This is a genomic window from Kitasatospora griseola, assembly GCF_044999035.1.
GTDB lineage: Bacteria > Actinomycetota > Actinomycetes > Streptomycetales > Streptomycetaceae > Kitasatospora > Kitasatospora griseola.
This window is the reverse complement of record NZ_CP173360.1, coordinates 4,848,219-4,872,248: the sequence shown is the minus strand read 5'-3', so window position 1 is coordinate 4,872,248 and position 24,030 is coordinate 4,848,219. Positions and strand designations below refer to the sequence as shown.

Annotated in this window: 23 protein-coding genes; 8 read left to right on the top strand and 15 right to left on the bottom strand. The window is 72.9% G+C overall.

Annotation, left to right across the window (positions count from 1 at the left end; genetic code table 11):
- Positions 1-12: 12 nt before the first annotated feature.
- Together ACI1MP_RS22165 and ACI1MP_RS22160 are read left to right on the top strand one after the other, a co-directional pair.
- Complete coding sequence (locus ACI1MP_RS22165; RefSeq protein ID WP_404869317.1) at positions 13-753, top strand: cyclase family protein; 741 nt, start codon at positions 13-15, stop codon at positions 751-753.
- A gap of 74 nt (positions 754-827) precedes the next feature.
- Complete coding sequence (locus tag ACI1MP_RS22160; protein WP_404869316.1) at positions 828-1,538, top strand: MOSC domain-containing protein; 711 nt, start codon at positions 828-830, stop codon at positions 1,536-1,538.
- A gap of 3 nt (positions 1,539-1,541) precedes the next feature.
- Here ACI1MP_RS22160 and ACI1MP_RS22155 read toward each other — a convergent pair whose 3' ends face one another.
- The 5 genes from ACI1MP_RS22155 to ACI1MP_RS22135 form a co-directional block, all read right to left on the bottom strand.
- Complete coding sequence (locus tag ACI1MP_RS22155; RefSeq protein ID WP_100587330.1) at positions 1,542-1,919, bottom strand: VOC family protein; 378 nt, start codon at positions 1,917-1,919, stop codon at positions 1,542-1,544.
- Between the two features lie 77 nt (positions 1,920-1,996).
- The gene (locus ACI1MP_RS22150) at positions 1,997-4,711 is read right to left on the bottom strand and encodes a poly(A) polymerase (protein WP_404869315.1); all 2,715 of its coding nucleotides are present in this window, start codon (positions 4,709-4,711) and stop codon (positions 1,997-1,999) included.
- 1 nt (position 4,712) lies between these two features.
- The gene (locus tag ACI1MP_RS22145) at positions 4,713-6,416 is read right to left on the bottom strand and encodes an RNA ligase family protein (RefSeq protein ID WP_404869314.1); all 1,704 of its coding nucleotides are present in this window, start codon (positions 6,414-6,416) and stop codon (positions 4,713-4,715) included.
- Positions 6,417-6,521: 105 nt separating this feature from the next.
- Entirely contained in the window at positions 6,522-7,424 is a 903-nt protein-coding gene (gene mqnP / locus ACI1MP_RS22140) for a menaquinone biosynthesis prenyltransferase MqnP (RefSeq protein ID WP_404869313.1), read from the bottom strand.
- Entirely contained in the window at positions 7,421-8,878 is a 1,458-nt protein-coding gene (locus tag ACI1MP_RS22135; RefSeq protein ID WP_043914710.1) for a menaquinone biosynthesis decarboxylase, read from the bottom strand. Before ACI1MP_RS22135 ends, mqnP begins: the two co-directional genes overlap by 4 nt.
- A gap of 74 nt (positions 8,879-8,952) precedes the next feature.
- Here ACI1MP_RS22135 and ACI1MP_RS22130 point away from each other — a divergent pair, with 74 nt between their 5' ends.
- The 3 genes from ACI1MP_RS22130 (at position 8,953) to ACI1MP_RS22120 (ending at position 11,575) form a co-directional block, all read left to right on the top strand.
- Entirely contained in the window at positions 8,953-9,369 is a 417-nt protein-coding gene (locus ACI1MP_RS22130; protein WP_100587119.1) for a PLD nuclease N-terminal domain-containing protein, read from the top strand.
- 350 nt (positions 9,370-9,719) lie between these two features.
- Positions 9,720-11,312 carry an acyl-CoA carboxylase subunit beta gene (locus tag ACI1MP_RS22125; protein ID WP_380334726.1) on the top strand — a complete coding sequence of 531 codons (1,593 nt, stop codon included), beginning with the start codon at positions 9,720-9,722 and terminating at the stop codon, positions 11,310-11,312.
- A gap of 59 nt (positions 11,313-11,371) precedes the next feature.
- Positions 11,372-11,575, top strand: a complete 204-nt coding sequence (locus ACI1MP_RS22120; RefSeq protein WP_043914715.1) for an acyl-CoA carboxylase epsilon subunit — start codon at positions 11,372-11,374, stop codon at positions 11,573-11,575.
- Between the two features lie 96 nt (positions 11,576-11,671).
- On the opposite strand, the gene ACI1MP_RS22115 is transcribed toward ACI1MP_RS22120, so the two are convergent.
- From ACI1MP_RS22115 to hemL, 7 genes are all read right to left on the bottom strand, one after another.
- On the bottom strand, positions 11,672-12,076 hold the full coding sequence (locus ACI1MP_RS22115; protein WP_043914717.1) for a hypothetical protein: 405 nt from the start codon (positions 12,074-12,076) through the stop codon (positions 11,672-11,674).
- A gap of 64 nt (positions 12,077-12,140) precedes the next feature.
- A complete protein-coding gene (gene ccsB / locus ACI1MP_RS22110; protein ID WP_380334356.1) occupies positions 12,141-13,262 on the bottom strand; it encodes a c-type cytochrome biogenesis protein CcsB in 1,122 nt (373 codons plus the stop codon).
- Between the two features lie 3 nt (positions 13,263-13,265).
- Positions 13,266-15,071 (bottom strand): cytochrome c biogenesis protein ResB, encoded by a 1,806-nt coding sequence (locus ACI1MP_RS22105; RefSeq protein ID WP_380334353.1) that lies wholly within the window; start codon positions 15,069-15,071, stop codon positions 13,266-13,268.
- Positions 15,072-15,074: 3 nt separating this feature from the next.
- On the bottom strand, positions 15,075-15,791 hold the full coding sequence (locus tag ACI1MP_RS22100; RefSeq protein WP_404870818.1) for a cytochrome c biogenesis CcdA family protein: 717 nt from the start codon (positions 15,789-15,791) through the stop codon (positions 15,075-15,077).
- 59 nt (positions 15,792-15,850) lie between these two features.
- Positions 15,851-16,444 carry a TlpA family protein disulfide reductase gene (locus ACI1MP_RS22095; protein ID WP_380334350.1) on the bottom strand — a complete coding sequence of 198 codons (594 nt, stop codon included), beginning with the start codon at positions 16,442-16,444 and terminating at the stop codon, positions 15,851-15,853.
- 218 nt (positions 16,445-16,662) lie between these two features.
- Positions 16,663-17,313 (bottom strand): histidine phosphatase family protein, encoded by a 651-nt coding sequence (locus tag ACI1MP_RS22090; RefSeq protein WP_100587327.1) that lies wholly within the window; start codon positions 17,311-17,313, stop codon positions 16,663-16,665.
- A 101-nt stretch (positions 17,314-17,414) separates the two neighbouring features.
- The gene (gene hemL / locus ACI1MP_RS22085) at positions 17,415-18,755 is read right to left on the bottom strand and encodes a glutamate-1-semialdehyde 2,1-aminomutase (RefSeq protein WP_380334348.1); all 1,341 of its coding nucleotides are present in this window, start codon (positions 18,753-18,755) and stop codon (positions 17,415-17,417) included.
- Positions 18,756-19,122: 367 nt separating this feature from the next.
- On the opposite strand from hemL, the gene ACI1MP_RS22080 reads away from it, so the two are divergent.
- A complete protein-coding gene (locus ACI1MP_RS22080) occupies positions 19,123-19,611 on the top strand; it encodes a hypothetical protein (RefSeq protein ID WP_035863661.1) in 489 nt (162 codons plus the stop codon).
- An 83-nt stretch (positions 19,612-19,694) separates the two neighbouring features.
- Here ACI1MP_RS22080 and ACI1MP_RS22075 read toward each other — a convergent pair whose 3' ends face one another.
- From ACI1MP_RS22075 to ACI1MP_RS22065, 3 genes are read right to left on the bottom strand one after another with little or no spacing between them, the layout of a single operon-like run.
- Positions 19,695-20,222: a hypothetical protein gene (locus ACI1MP_RS22075; RefSeq protein ID WP_404869312.1), complete on the bottom strand. Its 528-nt coding sequence runs from the start codon at positions 20,220-20,222 to the stop codon at positions 19,695-19,697.
- A gap of 52 nt (positions 20,223-20,274) precedes the next feature.
- Positions 20,275-20,604, bottom strand: a complete 330-nt coding sequence (locus ACI1MP_RS22070; RefSeq protein WP_404869311.1) for a LysR substrate-binding domain-containing protein — start codon at positions 20,602-20,604, stop codon at positions 20,275-20,277.
- A gap of 53 nt (positions 20,605-20,657) precedes the next feature.
- On the bottom strand, positions 20,658-21,938 hold the full coding sequence (locus ACI1MP_RS22065; RefSeq protein WP_404870817.1) for an MFS transporter: 1,281 nt from the start codon (positions 21,936-21,938) through the stop codon (positions 20,658-20,660).
- A 253-nt stretch (positions 21,939-22,191) separates the two neighbouring features.
- Here ACI1MP_RS22065 and ACI1MP_RS22060 point away from each other — a divergent pair, with 253 nt between their 5' ends.
- On the top strand, positions 22,192-22,719 hold the full coding sequence (locus tag ACI1MP_RS22060; RefSeq protein ID WP_380334342.1) for a YbhB/YbcL family Raf kinase inhibitor-like protein: 528 nt from the start codon (positions 22,192-22,194) through the stop codon (positions 22,717-22,719).
- Between the two features lie 103 nt (positions 22,720-22,822).
- Positions 22,823-23,980, top strand: a complete 1,158-nt coding sequence (locus tag ACI1MP_RS22055; protein ID WP_404869310.1) for an alpha/beta hydrolase — start codon at positions 22,823-22,825, stop codon at positions 23,978-23,980.
- The last annotated feature ends 50 nt before the right edge of the window (positions 23,981-24,030 follow it).

The window sequence follows — 24,030 nt, the reverse complement described above, 5'->3', positions numbered from 1 at the left end:
AGAATGGTCTGCATGGCTGTGGAGTTGGTGGATCTGACGCATCCGGTGGTGTCCGGGATGCCGGTGTATCCCGGGGATCCCGGGGTGGAGTTGCGGGCGGCGCTGACGGCCGAGGTGGAGGGGGTGAATGTGCTGGCGGTGCATCTGGGGTCGCAGACGGGGACGCATGTGGACGCGCCGTATCACCTGGACGTGCGGTGGCCGACGCTGGACGGGCTGCCGTTGGAGTTGTTCACCGGGCCCGCGGTGGTGGTGGATCTGCGGGGGCTGCCGGCGCTCGGGGAGGTGACGGCGGGGCATCTGGCGGAGGCGCTCGCGGTGTCGGGGCCGGGGACGGTGCTGCTGCTGGCGACGGGGTGGCCCAGGTACTGGGGGACGGACCGGTACTTCGCGCATCCGTACCTGTCGGAGGAGGCCGCGGCAGCCATCGTCGCGGCGGGCGTGCGCACCGTCGGGGTGGATGCGCTGTCGGTGGATCCGACGCCCGATCCGGGGCCGTCCGATCCCGAAGTGGCCAGCCTGTTGGCGGAGTTGGCGGACGAGCACGATCCGGCGCCGGAGCTCCCGACGTTGGCGGCGCACCGGGTGCTGCTGGGGCCGGAGGGCGGTGGGGTGATCGCGGAGAACCTGACGGATCTGTCGCCGCTGCTGGAGGCGCAGGCGGCCGGGGTGCCGGTGGAGGTGTCGCTGTTCCCGCTGCGGTTGACGGCGGCGGACGGGGCGCCGGTGCGGGCGGTGGCGCGAATCGGCTGACGGGCGGCCAACGGGCCGCCCCCGCCCGCGACTTGGTCTAGACCACCGGGGCGGGGCCCCGATAGGCTCCCGCCATGCCTCAGATCGTCGGTGTGGTCGAGCGCTTGTGGCGCTACCCCGTGAAGTCCACGGGCGGCGAGTTGCTCGACTCCGTCGAGGTGGACGACCGCGGCCTGGTCGGCGACCGGCTGTACGCGGTACGTGACGGCGCCGGGAGGTTCGGGTCGGGGAAGAACACCCGCCGGTTCCGGCGGATGGACGGCCTGTTGCGGCTCAGCTCCCGGCTCGGCAGCAGGATCGACGGCCCGGAGCTGTTCGACCCACTGGGGATGCCGGTGCCGGACCCGGACGCCTTCCTGCGCGCGTACCTGGAGCAGGAGGACGTCGGGCTGGCCCGCGAGGACGCGGTGTCGCACTTCGACGAGCTGCCGGTGAGCGTGCTGACCACCGCCACGCTGGACTGGGTCGCCGCGGCGGTGCCGTCCGCGGTGGTGGACGAGCGCCGGTTCCGGCCCAACGTGCTGCTGCGGACCCCGCCCGGGACTCCCCCGTTCACCGAGGACGCCTGGTACGGCCGGGAGGGCCGGGTGAAGGGTGGGGTGCGGCTGGCGTTCGTCCGGGCCAGTGTGCGGTGCGCGATGGTCGGGGCGGCGCAGCCCGGGCTGCCGCACGCGCCGGAGATCCTGAAGACCGTCGCGCACGAGCGGGACTGCGAGCTCGGTGCACTGGCGTCCGTCTCCCGGCCCGGCCGACTGCGGGTCGGGGACGTGCTGACGCTGGCCTGAGCGTCAGGCGGCGCGGCGCGGGATCAGGCAGAACGGGTGCCCGGCCGGGTCGACGAACACCGTCCAGCCGGCCTCGCGGTCCTTGACCTCGGCGCCGAGTTCGACCACCCGCTGCTCGACGGCGGAGATGTCCTCGACCTCGATGTCCAGGTGGAGCTGCTGCGGGTGCGCCGGGTCGGGCCAGATCGGCGGGCGGTAGTCCTCGACACGCTGGAAACCGAGCACCTGGCCGCCGGGCAGGTGGACGGTGGACCACTCCTCGTCCAGCGACCAGCGCGGGTCGGGCCGGTCGACCTCGCCGCCGAGCAGGGCGGCGTAGAAGTGGGCCAGGCCCGCCGGGTAGTGGCAGTCCAGCACTACGCACTGCAGTGTGCCGATCATCGTGCTCCCCGTCCGAATCTGGTCGAGTCCCTCGTTCCAGCATGGCGCATCCGGGTGCCCGGCGGCGGGCCACCGGATCACCCGGCCGGGTCGAGTTCGCCGCCCGGCAGGCGGGTGGCGGTGACGCCCGGCATGCCGGGCAGCCAGGCGGCGGTGATCCGGTCGAGGGTCTCGCGGTCGGGCGGCTGCGGGCCCAGGCCGACGGCGAGGCGGTGGCCCGGCAGCAGGTGCGGCCAGGCGTGCACGCCGGGGGCGGGTTCGAGGGCGGTGAGCAGGGCGCGCAGGCGGCCCTTGACCGGTCCGAGCCGTTCGGGGTCGGCGGTCAGCACCAGCCAGGCGGCGTGGCGGCGGTGCAGCGGGGGCGGGGCGAGCAGCTCGGGGCGGTCGGGGCCGAGCTCCCAGGCGCGGTAGAGCTCCTCGGCGAGCAGGTCGCGGGCGCCGGCGCCGACCTGGGCAGTGCAGCTGCGGACCGGGGCGGTCGGGGTCAGCACCGTCACCGGGTCGGGGTGCGGGGCGGCCGGCCCGCCGAGCAGGGTGACGGGCTGCCGCCAGTCCCAGGCGGCCCAAGTCCCGGTGAAGCGGCGGAACAGTTCGGCCGGGTCGTCCGAGGCGGTCTCCCGGACGGTCCGTGCGACGAGCACCGTCCAGGCCAGGGACGGGAGTTGGCCGAACGGCGCGCCGTCCAGGCCGCGCGCCCGGGTCCAGGCCTTGACCCGGCGGGCCAGCGCGGCGAACGCCCGGTGGCGGTCGCCGACGGCGGCGAGCACCGCCTCGGCGTCGGTGACGGCGCTGTACGCGACCGCGAAGTCCTCGGCGGGCCCGTCGGCCGGGGCCAGCACCAGGTCGACGGCCAGCCCGTCGACGTCCAGCCGGAGCCCCGGTACCCGCGCGCCGCGCACCTCGCGGACGTTCCGGGCGTCCGGCAGTGCGGCGGCCAACTCGGCGGCCAGCAGGTCGGGTTCGACGGCGCCAGGCAGCACGGCGACCAGGTCCAGGTCGGCGCCGGGCAGTGCGCAGCCGAGCCGGCGGGAGCCCACCGGGTGGACCTCGCCGGGCAGCACGGCCGCGATCCGTTCCGTCAACTCACCTATGGGTACCGGAGGTTCGACCGGAGCGGCGGTCACCGGCTCGGGAGCGGACCGGAGTTCGCCGGTGCCGAGGGCGACGGTGGCGCGCGGGAGCATCGGGCCGTCGCCGCGCCGGGACAGCACGACCAGTTCGCCGACGGGGGCGGTCATCGGGCCGAGCGCGGCGGTGCAGTCGGCGACGGCCCGGCGGGGATCGTCGGACCGGCCGAGCGTCAGGTGCGGGTGGTACCCGTCGGCGTGGGCGCGGCACTGCGGGAAGCGGCGTTCCAGGGCGTGCCGCAGGGCGGCCCACGGGGCGGGGCCGTCGGCGGCCGGGTCGAGCCAGAGGGTGTGGCCGGTCCGCCGGGCGAACGTCCGCACGCCCGCCAACGTGGCCGTGAACGGCGGGACTTCGGCGGCGGCCTCGGCCAGCAGCGGCAGCGCGGCGTCCCACTCGTGCTCGGCGACGAAGCCGTACAGCAGGTTGACATGCGGCGGCCAGCGGTCGAGCTGCGGGTCGTGCTCCGCGCGCAGGCGCTGAATCGGGGGCCGCAGCTGCTCGGGCGGCAGCCAGGCGACGGCCGTGCGGGCGGTGGGCGGGGCGTCGAGCCGGCCCTCGGCGGGAGCGGGGGTGAAGTCCAGGTCGACCGCGAGCCCGTAGTGGTCGGAGGCGAACAGGCCCTCCCGGTCGGGGAGCCGGCCGAGCAGGCGGGCGGCTCCGGCGCGGGCCCGGCCGGGACGGAGCAGGACGCGGTCGAGGCGGCCGGCCCGGCCGGTGAGGGAGGAGACGGCGGCGAGCGGGTTGGCGACCGGGTCGAAGGTGGGGGTGCCGTCCTCGGGGCCGTGCACCTCGGTCCAGGTGTCGTTCAGGTCGAGGGCGGCGGCGGGCGTCGAGCTGCTGTCGTTGAAGTCGCCGAGCACCAGCAGGTCGCCCTCGACGGCGGCGAACCCCTCGGCGAGCAGCGCGAGTTCGGCGCTCCGACGGACGGCGCCGTCGGGCGAGTGGTCGCTGCTGAGGTGGACGGCGGCGACGGTGAGCGGCCCGTCCCCGGTGGGCACGGTGATCGCGGTGACGGCCTTGTGCGGGCCGAGGGCGTGCCGGCCGGCCTCCAGCACGGGCAGTCGGCTGAGCAGCAGCAGCCCGTGGTCGTCGATCTCCCGGCCGAACGGGTCCGCGCCCAGGGTGTAGCCGCGCCGGACCCACTCCTGCGCCAACAGGAGCTTCACCAGCGCCGGTTCGACCTCCTGCAGGGCGATCAGGTCGGCGTCGGCGGCTTCCAGCTCGGCGAGCAGCAGCGGACGGCGGCGGGCGGTGTGGATCAGCTCCGGGTCGTAGCGGTCCCACAGGGTGTTCCAGGTGACCACCCGCAGCTGCCCGACGGGAACGCCGGGTCGGCCCTCCGCGGCCCGCCAGCCGCGCTCCCGGTGCCAGGCGTGCGGGGTGCTCGGGGTGAAGAACGGCGCGGGCAGCACGCGCGGGGCGGTGCGCCGCCCCGCGGTGGTGGTGTCGAGCAGGTCGACGCCGGTGTCGCGGTCCCACACCACCCGGCCGTCGGCCTCGACGTGCCGCACCCGGTGCCAGGGCACGTCCCCGGCGGCGGTGAACGTCTCCAGCGGGACCAGCTTGGTGCGGTCGTCGCGCTGCCGGACGCCCAGCGTGAACCGGGCCGGGTCGAACCGGTCGTCCCAGCGGATGCGTTGGCAGATCTGCTCGATGGGACGCATGTCAGTCCTCCTCGCCGTCCAGGGCGCCCGCCGTGTCCTCCACCGCGCCGCCCGCGCCCACGTACCAGGTGCGGTGCGCCTGCCCCGGGTACGGCGGGCTCCAGCGGTGCAGCTGCGCCGTCAGCACCTCGGCCGGGACGGGGTGCGCCCGGACCGCGTTGCGGCGGGCCAGTTCGGCCTCGTCGACCACCAGCACCACCTGGGTCAGCAGCGCGTCCCGACGCCGGGCGATCGCCTGCACGTGGGAACGCTGATGGCGGTTCAGCGAGGTGGCGTCCCACACGGCGGCGCCGCCCTCGCCGAGGGCCGCCTCCAGCGCGGCCAGACCCTCGCGCAGCACCTCGCCGTTGTCGCGCTGGTCGCTGCGCGAGCCGCGGGCCGTCCGCAGGTCGTCCAGCGCGATCCGGGTACCGGGCAGGGTCGCCGCGAACGTCGACTTGCCGCTGCCCGCCGGGCCGCACAGGTGCACCAGCCGCGGGAACCGGCCGTCCCGCCACGCCCAGGTCGCCGCGACGGCTTCCTCCGCGGTGGCGATCCGGCCCGCCGCGAACGCCTCCCGGGCCTGCGCCCAGCACCTGTCCCGGACGTCCGGACCGAAACCCTCCAGCGCCTCGCTCAACCCCGCCCGCAGGCCCGCCAGCGGATCGGGCCCCAGCAGCCCCGCGTCCTCCGCGTGCAGCGCCGACCAGGCGACCTGCTCACGCTCCTCCGCCGTCCCCGCGACGGTCGTGGCAACGGCGTGCAGCACCCCCAGATCGGCGGCCGCCGTCAGCCGGACCAGGCCCGCACGACGGTCCTCGTCCGGGTACGGCCGGCCGAGCTGCGGGTGCAGCCCGACCAGGTCGGCCACCCGGCGGGCCTGCGGCAGGCCCAGCGTCGGCGCGAGCCGCGGCAGCACGTCCTCGCGGCGGGCGGTCGACAGGGCGGCGGCGAGGATGCCGTTCAGCCGGGCGTCGCCGGTGCGGCCGAGTTCGTCCAGGCGGGCGGACATCTCGTCCAGCGGCGGGAGTTCGGGCAGGCGCAGGGCCTCCGCGAGCGCGGCGCGATCCGGCGTGCCGCCCGAACGGACTTGCCAGAGCGGGGCGTTCGGGCCGAGACCGTTCTCGACCACGGCCGCGTGCATCCAGTGGGTGCTGGTCCGGACGTGCTGCGGGCGGACCCACTTGGCCACCCGGCTGCCGAACTCCGCCCTCGGGAAGCCCTCGACCGTACGGACGACGTAGCCCTCCTGACGGTCCAGGTCGAGCTTCAACGCCCGGATCGCGCGCTCGTCGTACCGGCCTCGCCACAGCACGCGGGGCGTCGGGACACCGAGACGGCGCAGGAAACGGACGGTGGCGTCCCAGTCGAGGCAGTGGTCGTCGGCGGTCCACACCGAGAAGCCGTAGAACCAGCTGTCGAGCCCGCTGTACGGGAGCGAATGGCGGGCGAACAGGTTCTCGCCGCAGATCCGCCAGCCCTGGGGAATCCGCGGGCCGAGACGGCTCTGGAGCGCCTTCACCCACGTCCGGGAGGGGTGGTGCGCGGAGTCGAGGGAACGCGCGTGCAGGCCGTCCGGGTAGAGGGTGGTGTTCTCGCCGTCGAGCTTCTCGGTGAGAACCACCTCGCGGTGGGCGAGGCCGGAGAGATCACCGCTGCGGACGTCGTCCGCCGTCGCACCGGGCGACCACGGGAGGTGCGGCGTCCGGGGGTAGTGCACGCGCATACGGCCAGCCTAGGGACGGGACCTCGGACCGGGCCAACGGTTTTGCGGGCGATGCACCACCGAGGGGCGCTGGGGATACCCCAGCGCCCCTCTGGTTGCACTCCCTTACGCCACAAGCCCTCGCGCGATCAGGTCGATCAGCGCGAACGCGAACAGCGAGATGCCCACGAAGCCGTTGGTGGAGAAGAAGGCCCGGTTGAGGCGGGAGAGGTCGTGGGGCTTGACGATGGTGTGCTCGTAGACGAAGGCGCCGGCGACCACGGCGAGGCCGCACCAGAAGAAGGCGCCGGCGTGGGTGAGGACGGCGTACCAGACGAGGAGGGCGGTGGTGAGGGCGTGGCAGACGCGGGCGCCGTGGATCGCGGCGGGGATGCCGAACCTCGCGGGGACGGAGCGGACGCCCATGCCGCGGTCGGCGGCGACGTCCTGGCAGGCGTAGATGAGGTCGAAGCCGCCGATCCAGATGCCGACGGCGAGGCCGAGGACGGCGGCCTCCCAGGACCAGGTGCCGGTGACGGCGAGCCAGGCGCCGACGGGGCCGATGGCCTGGGCGAGGCCGAGGATGGCCTGCGGGAAGTCGGTGAAGCGCTTGCCGTAGGGGTAGACCACCATCGGGATCACGGCGACCGGGGCCAGCACCAGGCAGAGGGTGTTGAGCAGGGCGGCGGAGCCGAGGAAGACCACCAGGGCGACGGCGGAGCCGATGTACGCGGTGCGCAGCGAGACCGCGCCGGTGACGAGTTCGCGGCCCGCGGTGCGCGGGTTCCGGGCGTCGATCTCGCGGTCGATGATCCGGTTCGCGGCCATCGCGAAGGTACGCAGGCCGACCATGCAGACGGTGACCAGCAGCAGTTCGCCCCAGTGCACGGACTTGTCGGCGAGGAACATCGCGGTGAGGGCGGCGATGTAGGCGAACGGCAGGGCGAAGATCGAGTGCTCGATCATCACCAGGCGCAGGAAGGCCCGGGTCCTGCTCTTCGGGGCTTCGAGAGCGGTGGCGGCGGTCACAGCCCGTACTCCTTCCAGCGGCGGGTGACCCGGGCGGCGGTCTCCGGGTCGGAGGCGACCATCTCGGGCCAGCCGCCGTCGCGGGTGTAGCCCTCCTCGGGGAGCTTGCGGGTGGCGTCGATGCCGGCCTTGCCGCCCCAGAACTGCTGGTAGGAGGCGTGGTCGAGGTGGTCGACAGGGCCTTCGACGACGGACAGGTCGCGGCTGTAGTCGACGTTGCCGAGGGCCCGCCAGGCGACTTCCTGGTAGTCGTGGACGTCGCAGTCGGCGTCCACCACGATGATCAGCTTGGTCAGCGACATCATGTGGGCGCCCCAGATGGCGTGCATGACCTTCTGCGCGTGCTTGGGGTACTTCTTGTCGATCGAGACGATCACGCAGTTGTGGAAGCCGCCGGCCTCGGGCAGGTCGTAGTCGACGATGTCCGGGATGATCACCTTGAGCAGCGGCAGGAAGAAGCGCTCGGTGAACTTGCCGAGCGGCCCGTCCTCGGTGGGCGGGCGGCCGACCACGATGGACTGCAGGATCGGGCGGCGGCGCATGGTGACGCAGTCGATGGTGAGCGCGGGGAACGGCTCCTGCGGCGTGTAGAAGCCGGTGTGGTCGCCGAACGGGCCCTCGGGGAGCATCTCGCCGGGCTCCAGCCAGCCTTCGAGGACGACCTCGGCGTCCGCCGGGACCTGCAGCGGGACGGTCTTGCAGTCGACCATCCGGACCCGCTCGCCGGCCACGAAGCCGGCGAACAGGTACTCGTCGATGTCGCCGGGCAGCGGGGCGGTGGCGGCGTAGGTGACGGCGGGCGGGCAGCCGAAGGCGATCGCGACGGGGAGCTTCTCGCCGCGCTTGGCGGCGACCGCGGCATGGTTGCGGCTGTCCTTGTGGATCTGCCAGTGCATGCCGATGGTGCGCTTGTCGTGCCGCTGCAGCCGGTACAGGCCGAGGTTGCGGATGCCCGAGTCGGGGTCCTTGGTGTGGGTCAGGCCGAGGTTGAAGAAGGAGCCGCCGTCCAGCGGCCAGGTGAACAGGGCGGGCAGCTGCTCCAGGTCGACGTCCTCGCCGGTGAGCACCACCTCGTGCACGGGCGCGTCGCCGGACTTCACGTTCTTCGGCGGGACGTGCGCCATCGTGGCGAGCTTGCCGAAGGCCTCGCGGAAGCCGGTGAAGCCGTGCGGAAGCTCGGGCTTGAGCAGGCCGCCGATCTTCTCGGCGATGTCGTCGGGGGACTTCAGGCCGAGGGCCTTGGAGAGCCGGCGCTCGGTGCCGAAGACGTTCATGGCCAGCGGCATCGCCGAGCCCTTGACGTTCTCGAAGAGCAGCGCGGGGCCCTTGGCCTTCTGCACCCGGTCGACGATCTCACCGACCTCCAAGTGGGGGTCGACCTCCACCTTGATCCGCTTCAGGTCACCGTCGCGTTCCAGGGCCCGGAGGAAGGAACGGAGATCGTCGTATGCCATACCTGTCAGTATCCGGTACGGGCTAACCTGGGCCCGCCAAGGGTCCTGTTCGAACATAGTTCGGAGTTCTGCGCGTGCTTCTGCGAGTCGTCCCCACGGTGGCACTGCTGGCCCTGTGGGTGTGGGCGTTCATCGACTGCCTGACCACCCCGGAGGACGAGATCCGCCACCTGCCGAAGGTGGTGTGGGTGATCATCGTGCTGCTGTTCCCGCTGGTCGGGTCGATCGCCTGGCTGGTGGCGGGAAAGGACCGGGCCCGTTCGCGCGGCCGGCGGGCGGCGTGGCCGTCCGGCCCGACCGCCGGGTTCCCGGAGCGCGAGCGGCCGCGGCCGCTCGCGCCGGACGACGACCCGGAGTTCCTGGCCTCGCTGAAGCGCGGCAACCAGCAGCACGAGGACATGCTCAAGCAGTGGGAGGCGGACCTGCGCCGCCGCGAGGAGGAGCTGCGGCGGGGCGGCGAGCGCCCCGAGGACGACGTTCCCAAGGGCTGATCCCGTCTTTTGGCGGATCCCTACGACCCGAGCGTTCCCCGGTTCCGCTCCGGTCGGCCGCCGGCCTTCGCGCGCCCCTTCCGGAGGGCCGCGTTCCGGCGGCCTCCGCATGCCCGCCATCTTGCCGCTGACCTGCCAATTCACTGGTCCTGGCGATCCCGCCGGGGGTGCCCCCGGGCACCCGTCGGGGGTGACCCGGCAGTAGGCCTGTGCGCCCCCTTCTGTGCGCCCTCTACAGCGATCGGCTTCCGACCTTGTACGGAATCGACGCCGAAACGCGGGCGCAGTGGCTCGTACTGTCGTAACAGAAGAGGTGTTCGCTGGCCCACGTGACCCTGGAGAGGTTCGAGATGACGGTCCTGCACGATGCGCCGGTCGGCGGCGAGGCTCCGGCCGATGCCCGTAGCCGGGTCGCCGAACTTCACGAGCTGCGCGAGCAGGTCCGCCGGGGTCCGAGCGAGAAGGCCACCGAGGCCCAGCACGCCAAGGGCAAGCTGACCGCCCGTGAGCGGATCGAGCTGCTGCTGGACGAGGGCTCCTTCCACGAGGTCGAGCCGCTGCGCCGGCACCGCGCCCAGGGCTTCGGCCTGGAGGCGAAGAAGCCGCACACCGACGGCGTGATCGTCGGCTGGGGCACCGTGCACGGCCGGACGGTCTTCACCTACGCCCACGACTTCCGGATCTTCGGCGGCGCGCTGGGCGAGGCCCACGCGCAGAAGATCCACAAGATCATGGACATGGCCATCGCGGCCGGCGCGCCGCTGGTCTCGCTGAACGACGGCGCGGGCGCCCGCATCCAGGAGGGCGTCACCGCGCTGGCCGGCTACGGCGGCATCTTCCAGCGCAACACCCGGGCCTCGGGCGTGATCCCGCAGATCTCGGTGATGCTCGGCCCGTGCGCGGGCGGCGCGGCGTACTCGCCGGCGCTGACGGACTTCGTGTTCATGGTCCGCGAGACCTCGCAGATGTTCATCACCGGCCCGGACGTGGTGCAGGCCGTCACCGGCGAGAAGATCACCCAGAACGGCCTCGGCGGCGCCGACGTCCACTCGTCGGTCTCGGGTGTCTCGCACTTCGTCTACGACGACGAGCAGTCCTGCATCGAGGAAGTCCGCTACCTGCTGTCGCTGCTGCCGCAGAACAACCGCGAGATGCCGCCCACGGTGGCCAGTGACGACCCGGTGGACCGCCGCAACGACTCGCTGCTGGACCTCGTCCCGGCGGACGGCAACCGCCCGTACGACATGCGCAAGGTGATCGAGGAGATCGTCGACCACGGCGAGTACCTGGAGGTCCACGAGCGCTGGGCGACCAACGTGATCTGCGCGCTGGCCCGGGTGGACGGCCACGTGGTGGGCATCATCGCCAACCAGCCGCAGTCGCTGGCGGGCGTGCTGGACATCAACGCGTCCGAGAAGTCCGCGCGCTTCGTGCAGATGTGCGACGCGTTCAACATCCCGCTGGTGACCATGCTGGACGTGCCGGGCTTCCTGCCGGGCGTGGACCAGGAGCACGACGGCATCATCCGGCACGGCGCGAAGCTGCTGTACGCGTACTGCAACGCCACCGTGCCGCGGATCCAGCTGATCCTGCGCAAGGCGTACGGCGGCGCGTACATCGTGATGGACTCCCGCTCGATCGGCGCGGACCTGTCCTTCGCCTGGCCGACCAACGAGATCGCCGTGATGGGGGCCGAGGGCGCCGCCAACGTGATCTTCCGCCGTGACATCAACGGGGCCGACGACCCCGAGGCGATGCGCGCGCAGAAGATCAAGGAGTACAAGAGCGAGCTGATGCACCCGTACTACGCGGCCGAGCGCGGCCTCGTCGACGACGTCATCGACCCGGCCGAGACCCGCGCCGTGCTGGCCTCCTCGCTGGCCATGCTCCGCACCAAGCACGCCGACCTGCCGAGCCGCAAGCACGGCAACCCGCCGATGTAACCGGTGCGTCGAGCCCGCCGCCACCGTTCAGCCGCCAGCCTGGGGGAGAAACAGGAATCATGAACGAACCTCTCGTCCGCATCGTCCGGGGCTCGCTGTCCGCCGAGGAGCTCGCCGCCCTGACCGCGGTGCTGGCCGCCCGCGCCGCGCAGGCCGCGTCGGTCGCCGCCGCCGGACAGGTCGTCGAGCCGATCGCCACCTGGTCCCGGATGGAGCGCCGCCCGGCGTACTTCTCCCCGGTCAGCTGGCAGCAGGCCGCATAAGGCCCGTCCTGCGGGGCAGGTCCTGAGGATTCGCGCGAACGCCGAGGGCTCCGGAGCCAGTGCCTCCGGAGCCCTCGGTTTCCTATTCTGCTGCTGCTACGCCGCGGCCAGCGCCGCAGGGCGGCCGGCGTGCATGGTGATGAGGTTGGCCGCCAGCCGCTGCGGGTCCTGGGCCAGCCAGAGCCGCACCGCGGCCCCGAGCATGATGCAGGACGAGCCGAGGCGGACGCCGGTGGAGTGGGCGATCCGCGCGGTGGCGATGGTGAGCAGGTCGGCGAGCTCGGTGGGCAGCCACACCGTGAGCGCACAGGGCGCCGGGGTGGCGAGCGCGGCGAGCAGCCGGTGGGCGTCCGCCGGGCAGTGCAGCGTGGGCAGGACGTCCAGCAGGCCGTCGGCGACGACCTCCGAGACGTCGCTGTGGTGGCCCTGGGCGAGCCGTCGCAGCAGCGCACGTTCCGCTGCGGTGATTCGGACGGTCATGATGACCTCGTCGCACTCCATGGTGCGGCCCTCCTCGCGGCTTTGTGGATCTCGGGGGTGAATCAGGTGTGGGTGGGGCGGGGCGTCAGATGCCGGCGTACGAGTGCTTGCCGGTGACGAAGATGTTGACGCCGTAGAAGTTGAACAGCCAGCAGGCGAAGGCGAGCAGGGCCAGGTAGGCGGCCTTGCGGCCGCGCCAGCCGGCGGTGGCCCGGGCGTGCAGGTAGGCGGCGTAGGCGACCCAGGTGATGAACGACCAGGTCTCCTTCGGGTCCCACTCCCAGTACTTGCCCCAGGCGGCCTCGGCCCAGATCGCGCCCGCGATGATGGTGAACGTCCACAGCGGGAAGACCAGGGCGTTGATCCGGTAGGACAGCTTGTCCAGGCTGCTCGCGGCGGGCAGCCGGTCCATCAGGTTGGCCGCGCGGACGGTCAGTCCGGCCGCGAGCCGGTGCTCGTAGCGGTCCTTGAGCAGGTAGGCGCCGGTGGCGACGAACGCCGCGAAGAACGCGCCGCCGCAGATCGTCGCGGTCGAGACGTGGATGCCCAGCCAGTAGGAGTGCAGCGCCGGGACGAGCTGCTCGGACTCCGTGTACAGCACGCTGACGGCGACGCCGAGGATCAGCAGGACGGCGATCACCACGGGCAGGCCGAGCCAGCGCACGTTCTTCTTGGTGGCCAGCAGCACGACGTACGAGCCGACCATCATCAGCGCGAACGCGACGGAGAACTCGTACATGTTGCCCCACGGCCAGCGCATCACCGACAGGCCGCGGGTGATCACGCCGCCGGTGTGCAGCAGCATGCCGAGCACGGTCATCGAGACCGCGATCCGGCCGGCCATGTCGGCCTTCTCGCTGCTGCCGGCCGGGCCGAGGCCGTCGGCCGGGCCCTCGTCGCCGCGGCCGCTGGTCACCGTGGTGGCACCGGCGTCGGCCAGTGCGGTGCGGGTCAGGGTGGTGGTGCCGCCGCCCTGCGAGGCCACCGTGACGCTGACCTTGCGGACGCCCTTGGCCGCGTCGGCCGAGTCGCTGACCGAGTCCGCGAGGGTGGCCTGCTGCCGGGAGCGGACGGCGACGCCGCCCTTGGCGCCGAAGGTCCACTCGAACATCTGAGCGAACATGGCCAGGGTGTAGACGGCCATCGCCGAATAGACCAGCTTGTTGGAGATGTCGGCCAACTCATGGTTGACCTGCGCGAGCAGCACCGTCTACTCCTTGGTTTCCGGGGCGGTGGGGGCGGCTGCGGCCGGGGAGTCGGCCGCAGTCGGTGCGTCGTCGTCAGCGTCGTTGCCGGTGGGATCGGCGGGCGCCGGTTCCTCGTCGGTGGCGGGGGCGTCGCCCTGCAGCTCGACGGCGAGCTCGGCGAGCTCCTCGGCGGTGCGGGTGGACTCGCTGCGGCCCAGGCCGGCCATCTCGACCAGGGTGCGGCCGTCGGGGCCGGTGGTGGCCCGGACCCAGATCCGGCGGCGCTGGACGAACAGCGAGCCGATCAGGCCGAGGATCGCGGCGACCGCGCCGGCCAGCGCGATGGAGTTGCCGGGCCGGTGCGAGACGGTGAACGTGGCCCACTGCTGGTAGCCGTCGAACGTGATGGTCCCGTAGCCGTCGGGCAGCTGCCAGCCCTCGCCGACCTTGAGGCGGGCGCGGGCGATGTCGTCGCCGACCTTCAGCTGGGTCATCGCCTTGTCGTCCAGCTGGTACACGTTCTGCGGCAGGCCGCTGTCGGTGCGCAGGTCGCCGGCGTAGGCGGTGAGCACCAGCATCGGGTCCGCGGCGGCGGGGAACACCGACCGCGGGCCGGTCTTCTCGAAGTTCTCCGGCGCGGTCGGCAGGAAGAAGCCCTGGAAGGCCAGCTGGGTCTTGTTGCCGTTGGCGTCGGTGCCATAGTCGTTGACCTTGATCACGCCGGGCGAGGTCATGTTGGCGTCGCGCGGCAGGAACGGCGTCGGGCCGCGGTAGACGATCTCGTTCTTGGCGTTCTTGACCGTCACCACCGGGGCGTAGCCGTGGCCGATCAGGTAGACCTTGGACCCGCCGATCTCCAGCGGGTGGTTGACCTCGATGGTGGACTTCTTCAGCTTGGTCGCGTCGTCGCCGACCCAGTAGCGGACGTTCGCGGTGAACTGCCGGGCGGTGCCGACCTGCGGGCCGCTCTCCTGGTACCGCGCGGTGAAGCCGTCCAGCTTGAAGCCGAAGGCGTCCAGGTCGTCGACGGTGTAGCCGTACGAACCGTAGAAGTCGTCGATCTGGGTGGTGGTGTTGGAGTAGCCCTGGCCCTCCAGCACCAGCTTGCTGGCGGTGCCGGAGGCCAGGCCGGCCCAGGCGACGCCGATCAGCAGCGCGAACAGCGAGAAGTGGAACAGCAGGTTGCCGACCTCGCGCAGGTAGCCCTTCTCGGCCGCGATCGAGCCGCCGTCGGCGGAGGCCCGGAAGCCGCGCTTCTTCAGCAGGCGGTGGGCGGCGGCGTGCACCGCGTCCGGGTCGGCGTCGCTGTGCCAGGCCGCGTAGACCGGCATCCGGGTCAGGTTGCGCGGGGCCGCCGGGGGCTGCGCGCGCAGCACGCCGACGAACTGCCAGGTGCGCGGGACGATGCAGCCGGCCAGCGAGACGAACAGCAGGATGTAGATCGCCGAGAACCAGAACGAGCTGTAGACGTTGAACAGTTCGAGCCGCTCGAACAGCGGGGTGATGCCCTTGTGGGCGCTCTTCCAGGTCGCGACCTTCATCTGGTCGGGGCCGTCCTGCGGGATCAGCGAACCCGGGATGGCCGCCAGCGACAGCAGGAAGAGCAGCAGCAGGGCGACCCGCATCGAGGTCAGCTGCCGCCAGACCCAGCGCGCCCAGCCGATGACGCCCATGCCGACGGGGCCGTCGCTCTCCACGGGCGCGGTGCTGAGCCGCTCGACGGCCTCGGCGTCCGCCAGGAGGGGGTTGTCCGTACGGTCGGAGCCGTCCGACGATCCGGGGCTGTCCGCGGCGTCGGCCGGCTGGGGGCTGGTCTTGGTGTCGCTCACGGGTCAGATTCCGATCGAAAAGTTCTCGGTGAGGTACTGGAGCTGGTTGACCAGCGCGTCCCACGCCCCGGTCACCAGGGCCAGGCCGACCGCGACGAGCATGCCGCCGCCGATCCGCATCACCCACTGGTAGTGCCGCTTCACCCAGCCGAAGGCGCCCAGCGCCTTGCGGAACGCCAGGGCGGCCAGCACGAACGGTACGCCGAGGCCGAGGCAGTAGACGGCCATCAGCAGCGCGCCGCGCCCGGCGCTGCCCTCGTTGACGGCCAGCGTGTTGATCGCCGCCAGGGTCGGGCCCATGCACGGCGTCCAGCCGATCCCGAACACCAGGCCGAGCAGCGGGGCCCCGGCCAGACCGACCGCGGGGCGGCGGTGAGTCCGCAGCTCGCGCATGGTGAAGCCGGGCAGCAGGCCCATGAAGGCCAGGCCCATCAGCACCGTGACGCAGCCCATCACGATCGAGATGGTCCGCTGGTGCTCCTGCAGGGTGTGCCCGAACGAGCCGAACAGCGCGCCGCCGGAGACGAACACCGCGCCGAAGCCGAGCACGAACAGCAGCGAGCCGGCCAGCATCCGCCCGCGGCGGGTGCCGCGGGCTTCCGACAGGTCGGCGGCGGAGAAGCCGGTGACGTAGCTGAGGTAGCCGGGCACCAGTGGCAGCACGCACGGCGAGAAGAACGAGACCAGCCCGGCGGCCAGCGCGATCGGCAGCGCGAGCATCAGCGCGCCGCTGCCCACGGTTTCGTTGTAACCGACCTCGGCAGCGACCAGGACGGCGCTCACTTGGACTCCGCGAGGACCGGCTCGATCATCTTGTCGAGGTCCTCGGTGGACATCGCGCGCATGGCGCGGGCGGCCAGCTTGCCGTCCTTGTCGATCACGATGGTGGTCGGGATGGACTGCGGGGGGAGGCTGCCCTTGGGGAACTTGAGGATCTGGGTGCCGTCCGGGTCGTAGATGCTCGGGTAGGTCACCCCGAAGTTCTTCTCGAACGCGACCGCGTTGGCGGGGTCGGTGTCCCGGGTGTTGATGCCGAGGAACTGCACCTGGTCGGCGTACTTCTCGGCGCTGGCCTGCAGGCCCTTGGCCTCGGCCCGGCAGGGGCTGCACCAGGAGCCCCAGACGTTGAGGACGACCACCTTGCCGCGGTAGTCGGAGAGCTTGAGCGCGCCGGTGCCGTCCAGCCCGGTGCCGCTGATGTCCGGGGCGTCCACCCGGTGCCCGGCGGGAACGGTGGCGATGCCGCCCTTGCCGGTGATGAAGCCCGCGGAGCCTCCCCCGCTGCCCGAGCTGCCACACCCGGCGAGGGCCAGGGCGGTGGCCGCACCGAGGGCGGCGGTGAGGCGGGTGCGGCGGCTGCGCGTCCAAGACATGTGAAAAGTTTCGCATGGCTCTTCGGCCCGTTTTCGGGGGGTCCGGCGTTGTCGGCCGGACCCCCCGTGACCTGCGAAGACTCCGCTTATGATCGTCTTAATTCGGGCATTCCGCCGCCCGCCGGGTTTACCCCGGGGCCGCCGGTGTGACCAACGCCCCGGAGCGGGCGCGCGCCGCGCGTCGAGGCGGTGCGCGCCACGCCCCGGGGCGGTGCGGCCTACGCCCCGAAGCTCTTCCCGACCGGCTTGTCGCCCTTCTTGCCCTTGCCCACCAGGTGGGCCGGCAGCAGGTCGCGGGCCGGCTCGCGGTAGCCGATCGAGACGATCCGGTCGCCCTCGTAGGTGAAGCTGGTCAGCGAGGCCAGCGAGCACTGCCGGCGGCGCGGGTCGTGCCACAGCCGGCGGCGCTCGGCGAACGAACGCAGGATCCAGATCGGCAGCTGGTGGCTGACGCACACCGCCTCGTGCCCGCGCGCGGCGTCCCGGGCGGCGGCGATCGCGCCCATCATCCGCACCACCTGGTCGATGTACGGCTCGCCCCAGGACGGCTTGAACGGGTTGGTCAGGTACCGCCAGTACGCCGGGTTGCGCAGCGAGCCGTCGCCGACGCCGAAGGTCTTGCCCTCGAAGATGTTCTCCGCCTCGATCAGCCGCGGGTCGGCCGCGACGGTCAGGCCGTGCGCCTTGGCGATCGGCTCGGCGGTCTCCTGGGCGCGCTCCAGCGGGGAGGCCACCACGTGCGTGATGTCACGGTCCTTCAGGTGGTCGGCCACCCGCTCGGCCATCTCCCGCCCCAGCTCGGACAGGTGATAGCCCGGCAGCCGGCCGTACAGCACGCCCTCCGGGTTGTGCACCTCACCGTGCCGCATCACGTGGACGACGGTGATGTCCTTCTTCCCGGTCGATGCACCCGCCTCGACTCGCTCGTCGGACGCTTCGCCGTGCTCGACGGCTCCTTCGCTTCGCTCGGTCACTTCGACTCCTCGGTGGCCTCGGCGGCGGCGCGGGCCGCGGCGGGCAGGGCGGCGGCGATCCGCTCGATCGCGCGCGCGTCGTGCGCGGACGAGACGAACCAGGACTCGAACGCCGACGGCGGCAGGTAGACGCCCTGGCTCAGCATCGCGTGGAAGAAGCCGTTGAAGCGGAACGCCTGCTGCCGGCGGGCCTCGTCGTAGTTGGTGACCTGCTCGTCGGTGAAGAAGACCGAGAACATGTTGCCCGCGGTCTGCAGGCGGTGCGCCACGCCCTCCTTCGAGAGCGCCTCGGTGACCAGGCCGGACACCTCGGCGGCGACCTCGTCCACGGTGGCGTACACCTCGTCGGTGCAGTGGCGCAGCTGGGCCAGGCCGGCCGCGGTGGCGATCGGGTTACCGGACAGGGTGCCCGCCTGGTAGACCGGGCCGGCCGGGGCGAGGTGCGCCATCACGTCGGCGCGGCCGCCGAACGCCGCGGCCGGGAAGCCGCCGCCCATCACCTTGCCGAACGTCAGCAGGTCCGGCGCCCAGCCCTCGTGGGCGGCCTCCAGCCCGTACCAGCCGGCCTTGGAGACGCGGAAGCCGGTCATCACCTCGTCGGAGATGAACAGCGCGCCGTTCTCCCGGCACAGTGCGGCCAGGCCCCCGTTGAAGCCGGGCAGCGGCGGGACGACGCCCATGTTGCCGGGCGAGGCCTCGGTGATCACGCAGGCGATCTCGCCGGGGTGCGCGGCGAACGCGGCGCGCACCGCGTCCAGGTCGTTGTACGGCAGCACGATGGTGTCGCCGGCCTGCGCGCCGGTGACGCCCGGGGTGTCCGGCAGGCCGAAGGTGGCGACGCCGGAACCGGCGGCGGCCAGCAGCGCGTCCACGTGACCGTGGTAACACCCGGCGAACTTGACCACCTTGGCGCGGCCCGTGAAGCCGCGGGCCAGCCGGATCGCCGACATGGTCGCCTCGGTGCCGCTGGAGACCAGGCGGACCTGCTCGACCGGGGCGATCCGGGCGACGATCTCCTCGCCGAGCTCGACCTCGCCCTGGCCGGGCGTGCCGAACGAGGTGCCGCGGGCGACCGCCTGCTGCACCGCCTCGATCACCGCCGGGTGCGAGTGGCCGAGCAGCATCGGACCCCACGAACACACCAGGTCCACGTACTCGCGGCCATCGGCGTCGGTCAGGTAAGGGCCGCTGCCGGACACCATGAAACGGGGCGTGCCGCCGACCGCGCGGAAGGCCCGCACCGGCGAGTTGACGCCGCCGGGGGTGACCGCCAAGGCGCGCTCGAACAGCGACTGGGACTGGGGTGCTTCGTACGGGTAGCTCATCTGCTCGCTCATCCGTTGGGTCCGCGGGGTGGCCTGGAGCCTCTCTTACCCGAACATGGTCTCAAATCGTGTCTTTGCGTTCTGCATGTCGGGCCCGATCATCTGGAACGATGATCCGTGTGCTGCTCCCCTCACTGGCTGTGGCGAAGGTAAGGTCGAGTAGCGCGCGCTCGTGTAGCACGCCAGCAGACGGGTAAGGGGCATGTCCGGAGGGAAAGTCGGACATGCGGGGGTCTGTCGATTCCGGTGAGTTCCGGTGAGGATGGTCCGAGTGTCCGAGAGGCAGGACGGTTTCGACGAGGCCGCGGAGCGCACCCGCAGGCCGTCCGAGACCGGCGGGGGCAGGGAAGCGGGCAGGGGAAGGAGGGGCGAAGACAAAGTGGGGGTCACCTACAAGTACTTCGGCGCACCGGACCGCGCCACCGCCGCCAGAGTCCCCACCGCCCTCGGCCCCGGTGGCCTCGGCCTCGACGCCGGGGAGCTCGGCGCGCTGGGCCGGCTCGGCGACCTGATGGAGACCAGCGGCTCCGGCAACGGCCACCTCTCCACCAAGATCAAGCCCGAGACGATGAGCGCGATGGTCCTCACGGGCATCCAGGGCGTCCCGCTCCACCACGTCCCGCCGCTCGAACTGGTGGTCCTGCACCCCGACTACGCGGTCGTCCAACTACCGCACACCGTCGTCGAACCGCTCCGCAAGGCCGACGAGACCGAACTCGGCGCCGCCGCCTTCATCTGGTCCACCGTCCCCGACCGCCGCGGCCCCCGGGACGCCTTCGTCATCTACCAGATGCTGCACGAGTGGCAGGACTTCGCCAACCGCCTGCACGACGCCGGCCACCAGCTCTACTGCCTGGTCTGGCCCTGAGCCCGCTCCGGGCTCGGCCGGCACCGCCGAATTGACCGACCGTCAACACGGTGCGGTGGCGCGCACCCGTTCGGGAGACCCGTTCACCGCCCACCTGCATCGAGGTTCCACTCCCCCGGCAGGGCGCTGTCGCAGACGGCGCACGTCAGGTCGTCGTCCTTGACCAGGTTGACCTGTGCACACACTGGGCAGCGGCGGAAGACGCACGTGTGGGTGAATCCGTCCGGGCGGGGCAGTCCGGCTCGGTCGAGGGCGGTGGCGACGGCCGACCAGCAGTCGAGGTCCGGGCAGTAGCCGGTGGACTGGTTGCTGACTTCGCACACCGCCCACCGGCCGTCGGCCTGCCGGGCGAAACCGATCTCGCCGGCCGCCGACACCGCCGCCCCGCCGGCGCATGCGACGTGTTCGCTGCGGCGCGGGGCCGGCCGCAGCGTCCCGGCGAGGTCGATCACGTAGGTGACCGGTTCGGCGCGCTCGGCTGGTGCCAACTCGCCGAGCCAGCCGTCCAGTTCGGCCGGGGCGCGGACGCGGCGGCCGAGCGTGCGGTCACTGGCGCCGACGTGCAGCTCGGGCGGGCCGGCGTAGGCGAATGGGCGAGGTCTTCCCGTCATCCCGCCACGGTAGGGCGCGGCCGGGCGTCCGGGCGTCCGGGTTCTCGGGGTGTCAGTGGTGCGGGGCGGTGGCTGCGGCGTGCAGATGGGGGAGGAAAGCGGTGACCGCCGGAGCGGGGCGGTGGCCTCGGCGGGTGGCGGTGTGAACGTGGCGGATCGGGGTGTCGTCCGGGTGGAGGGGGACCAGGGCGAGGTCGGGGCGGGCGGCGCGGGCGGCCAGGGACGGGATCAAGGTGATGCCCAACCCCGCTGCCACCAGGCCGAGTTTGGCCGTCCAGCCGGCCACCTCGTACTCGACCCTGGGGTGGAAGCCGCTGCGGACGCAGGCGGCGAGCAGGGTGGCCTCGATCCGGCGGGTGGCGGCGATCCACGGCTCCGGCACCCGTCGGCACGCGTGCCCGAGTCGCCCCGCCCGGCCGCCGGTACGGTTCGCGCCTATGCTCGCGCGCGCCCTGCCAGTGCGACGAGCAGTGCCACCGGGGCCGTGAGCAGGGCGAAGGCCGTGGCGTAGCCGGTGAGTCGAGTGGTGTCGAGGGCCAGGCAGGTGTTGAGGACGGCGGAGGCGAGGGCGAGGACGCCGACCTGGCCGAGGTTCTGGTTGGTCTGCATGGCGCTGCTGGTGTGGCCCTCGCGGCCGGGCGGGCTGTGGGTGAGGGAGAGGACGGTCAGGGCCGGGGAGAGCAGGCCCATGCCGAGGGCGGCGACGGGCATCGCGGGGGCGGCGGTGAGGGCGGGCACGGTGGGGAGGGTGCCGAGGACGGCGAGGGCGACGGCGGCGGACATCACCAGGGCGCCGAGGGCGACCACCCGGTGGCGCGGCGCGTGCTGGCAGAGACGGCCCTGCGCCCAGGAGCCGTCCGCCCAGGCGATCGCCGCGCCGGTGAAGGCGAAGCCGCTGACCACCGGGTTGACGTGGCGCTCGGTGATCAGCAGCAGGGGGACGTACGCCTCCAGGGTGAAGAACGTCCCCGAGGAGAGGCCGCGCAGCAGCACCGTGGTGGGCAGGCCGTGCAGGGCCCGCCAGGTGCCGGTGGGGAGCAGGCGCGGGGCGAAGGCGATCAGCAGGGCGGCGCCGGCGGCGACGAAGAGCAGGTGCTGGGCGTCCCGGCCGGACACGCCGTACTGGCCGAGGGCGGCGCCGACGCTGACCACGGCGGCGATCAAGAGCGGCGGCCGGGGCGGGTGTGCGTCGAGACTGCGCGGCAGCGCGTGGCGGCGCAGGACCGGGACCAGCAGGACGGTGGGGAGTGCGGTCAGTGCGGCCAGGCCGTGGAACACGACGCGCCAGGACCAGAGCTCGGAGACCAGTCCGGCGATCGGCGGGCCGACCAGTGAGGGGATCACCCAGCAGGCGCTCATCAGGGCGAGCACCCGGGGCCGGAGCCGTTCGGGGTAGGCCTGGCCGATGGCCGCGTTGACGGCGACGGCGGCCATGCCCGCGGCGAGACCGTCCAGGAAGCGTCCGACGGCGAGCTGCCGGATGGAGGTGCTGGTGGCGGAGACCAGCAGGGTGAGGACGGTGAGGACCAGGCCGGCGGCGAGCGGGTCGCGGGCCCCGGCGCGGTCGGACCAGGTGCCGCCGAGGACGCCGCCGAGCAGGCCGGCGGCCACGAAGCACCCGGCGACCAGCGGGAACAGCGCCACTCCGTGCAGATCCGCGGCGGCGGTGGGCAGGGTGGGCACCACGGCCAGGGCCGCGAACCCGGTCAGGAACATGATGGCGGTGAAGCAGGCGGTGACCGCCCGGTACTCCCGGGCGAAGATCCCGTCCACGGCGCGGACTCCTTCGGCGACGGCGGCAGGCAACCCTCAAAGGTCTCGACCAATTCCGGTGTCAGGCAAGCGAATTACCAGCCCGCCGAGCCAAGGTGTGGTCAGCTGCCCTGCACAGAACGGATCTTGGCGAACCGACGTCGCCCCACCAGGGTCGCGGGGCATCCATCGACGCACCACCCCCGGGGGGACACCCATGACCGCATCCGACCGGCCGCCGCTGCCGCACACCTTCCTGCGCCCCGTCCCGACGTTCACACTGGTCAGCGAGGACGTGACGGACGGGGGCCGACTGGACGACGAGCAGGTCCACCAGGCCGGGAACCGCTCGCCGCAGCTCAGCTGGTCCGGGTTCCCGGCGGAGACCCGGAGCTTCGCGGTGACCTGCTTCGACCCGGACGCGCCGACCGGCTCCGGTTGGTGGCACTGGCTGCTGTTCGATCTCCCGGCGACCGTCACCGAGTTGGCGTCCGGCGCGGGCAGCGGCGAGTTCCCGGGCCTGCCGGCGGGTGCGGTGCACGGCCGCAACGACTACGGCACCCGGGACTTCGGCGGTGCGGCCCCGCCGCCCGGCCACGGCCCGCACCGGTACGTCTTCACCGTCCACGCCCTGGGCGTCGACTCGATCGGCCTGGACGCGGACACCTCGGCGGCGGCGATCGGCGGCACCCTCGGCTTCCACGCGCTGGCCCGGGCCAGCGTGGTCGCCGAGTACGAGAGCTGACAGCGAGGGGCGTGCCCGGCGCCGGGCACGCCCTCTGGTCGACGATGATCCGGACCTCTACCGTGAGTGGCCATCAGGTCGGGCCGAACTCCGGGGGTGGACGATGATCGGGCGACGATCACTGTTGGTGGCGGCCGGGGCGGGAGCCGCCGCTCTCACGTTCTCCGCGCGGTCGGCCTCGGCCGCGCCCGTACGGTCGATCGACCTGCCGAGGCCGACCGTCGACCGGCCGGTGGGCACCGTCGCCCTGCACCTCGTCGACCGGGCCCGGCAGGACCCGTTCGCGCCGACCCCGGGGCCGCGCGAACTCATGGTCCAGCTCTGGTACCCGGCGCTCGACCGGGGCGAGTACGCCCGCGCGCCGTACACCACGCCGAGGGTCGCGGCGGCGTTCGAGACACTGCTGCAGCTGGACCCCGGCACCCTCGCCGCCGTCCGCCCGACGGCGCGCGACGGTGCGCCCGCCGCGCCCGGCGCCCTCCCCCTGCTGCTGCTGGGGCACGGCCGCAAGGGCGGGCGGAGCAACTGCACCGCGCTGGCCGAGGAGCTCGCCGCCCACGGCTACCTGGTCGCGTCCGTCGACCACACGTACGACGCCGCCGCGGTGGAGTTTCCCGACGGCCGACTGGTGCGCAGCGTGCTGGCCGACGATCCGGCCGACTGGGGCGCCACCGAGCACCAGGAGATCGCCGCCCGGGTCGACGACCTGCGGTTCGTCGCCACCGCACTGACGGAGCGTCGGGAGCTGCCGCGCCGACCCGGGCTGCCGTGCGCGGACGGCGGGCGGATCGGTGTGCTCGGCCACTCGATGGGCGGGGCGACGGCGGCCGAGGCGGTCCGTCAGGACGACCGGTTCGTCGCCGGGCTCGACCTGGACGGCGGCCTGTTCGGCTCCCCGGTGCCCGAACTCGGCCTGGACCGACCGTTCCTGCTGCTGACCTCGTCGGCCGACCACGACACCTGGCAGCGCTGGCGCGACCACCAGCGCGGCTGGGCCCGCCAGCTGCGCTTCCTCGGCGCCGGGCACCTCAGCTTCACCGACCTCCCGCACGCGGCGGTCCCCGGCGGGCTGCCGCAGCACCTGCCGGCCGAGGCGTACGCGGCGCTGTTCGGCACGCTCGCCCCGGACCGGACCACCGAGCTCACCCGCGGCTACGCCCGGGCCTACTTCGACCACTTCCTGCGGCACCGGCCCGCACGGCTGCTCGACAGCCCCTCGCCGCGCTTCCCCGAGGTCGAGTTCCGCTGGAGCCGCGGATAGCGCGCCGGGACTTGTCCACAGACCTGTGGACAAGTGCGCCCGACTGTCCA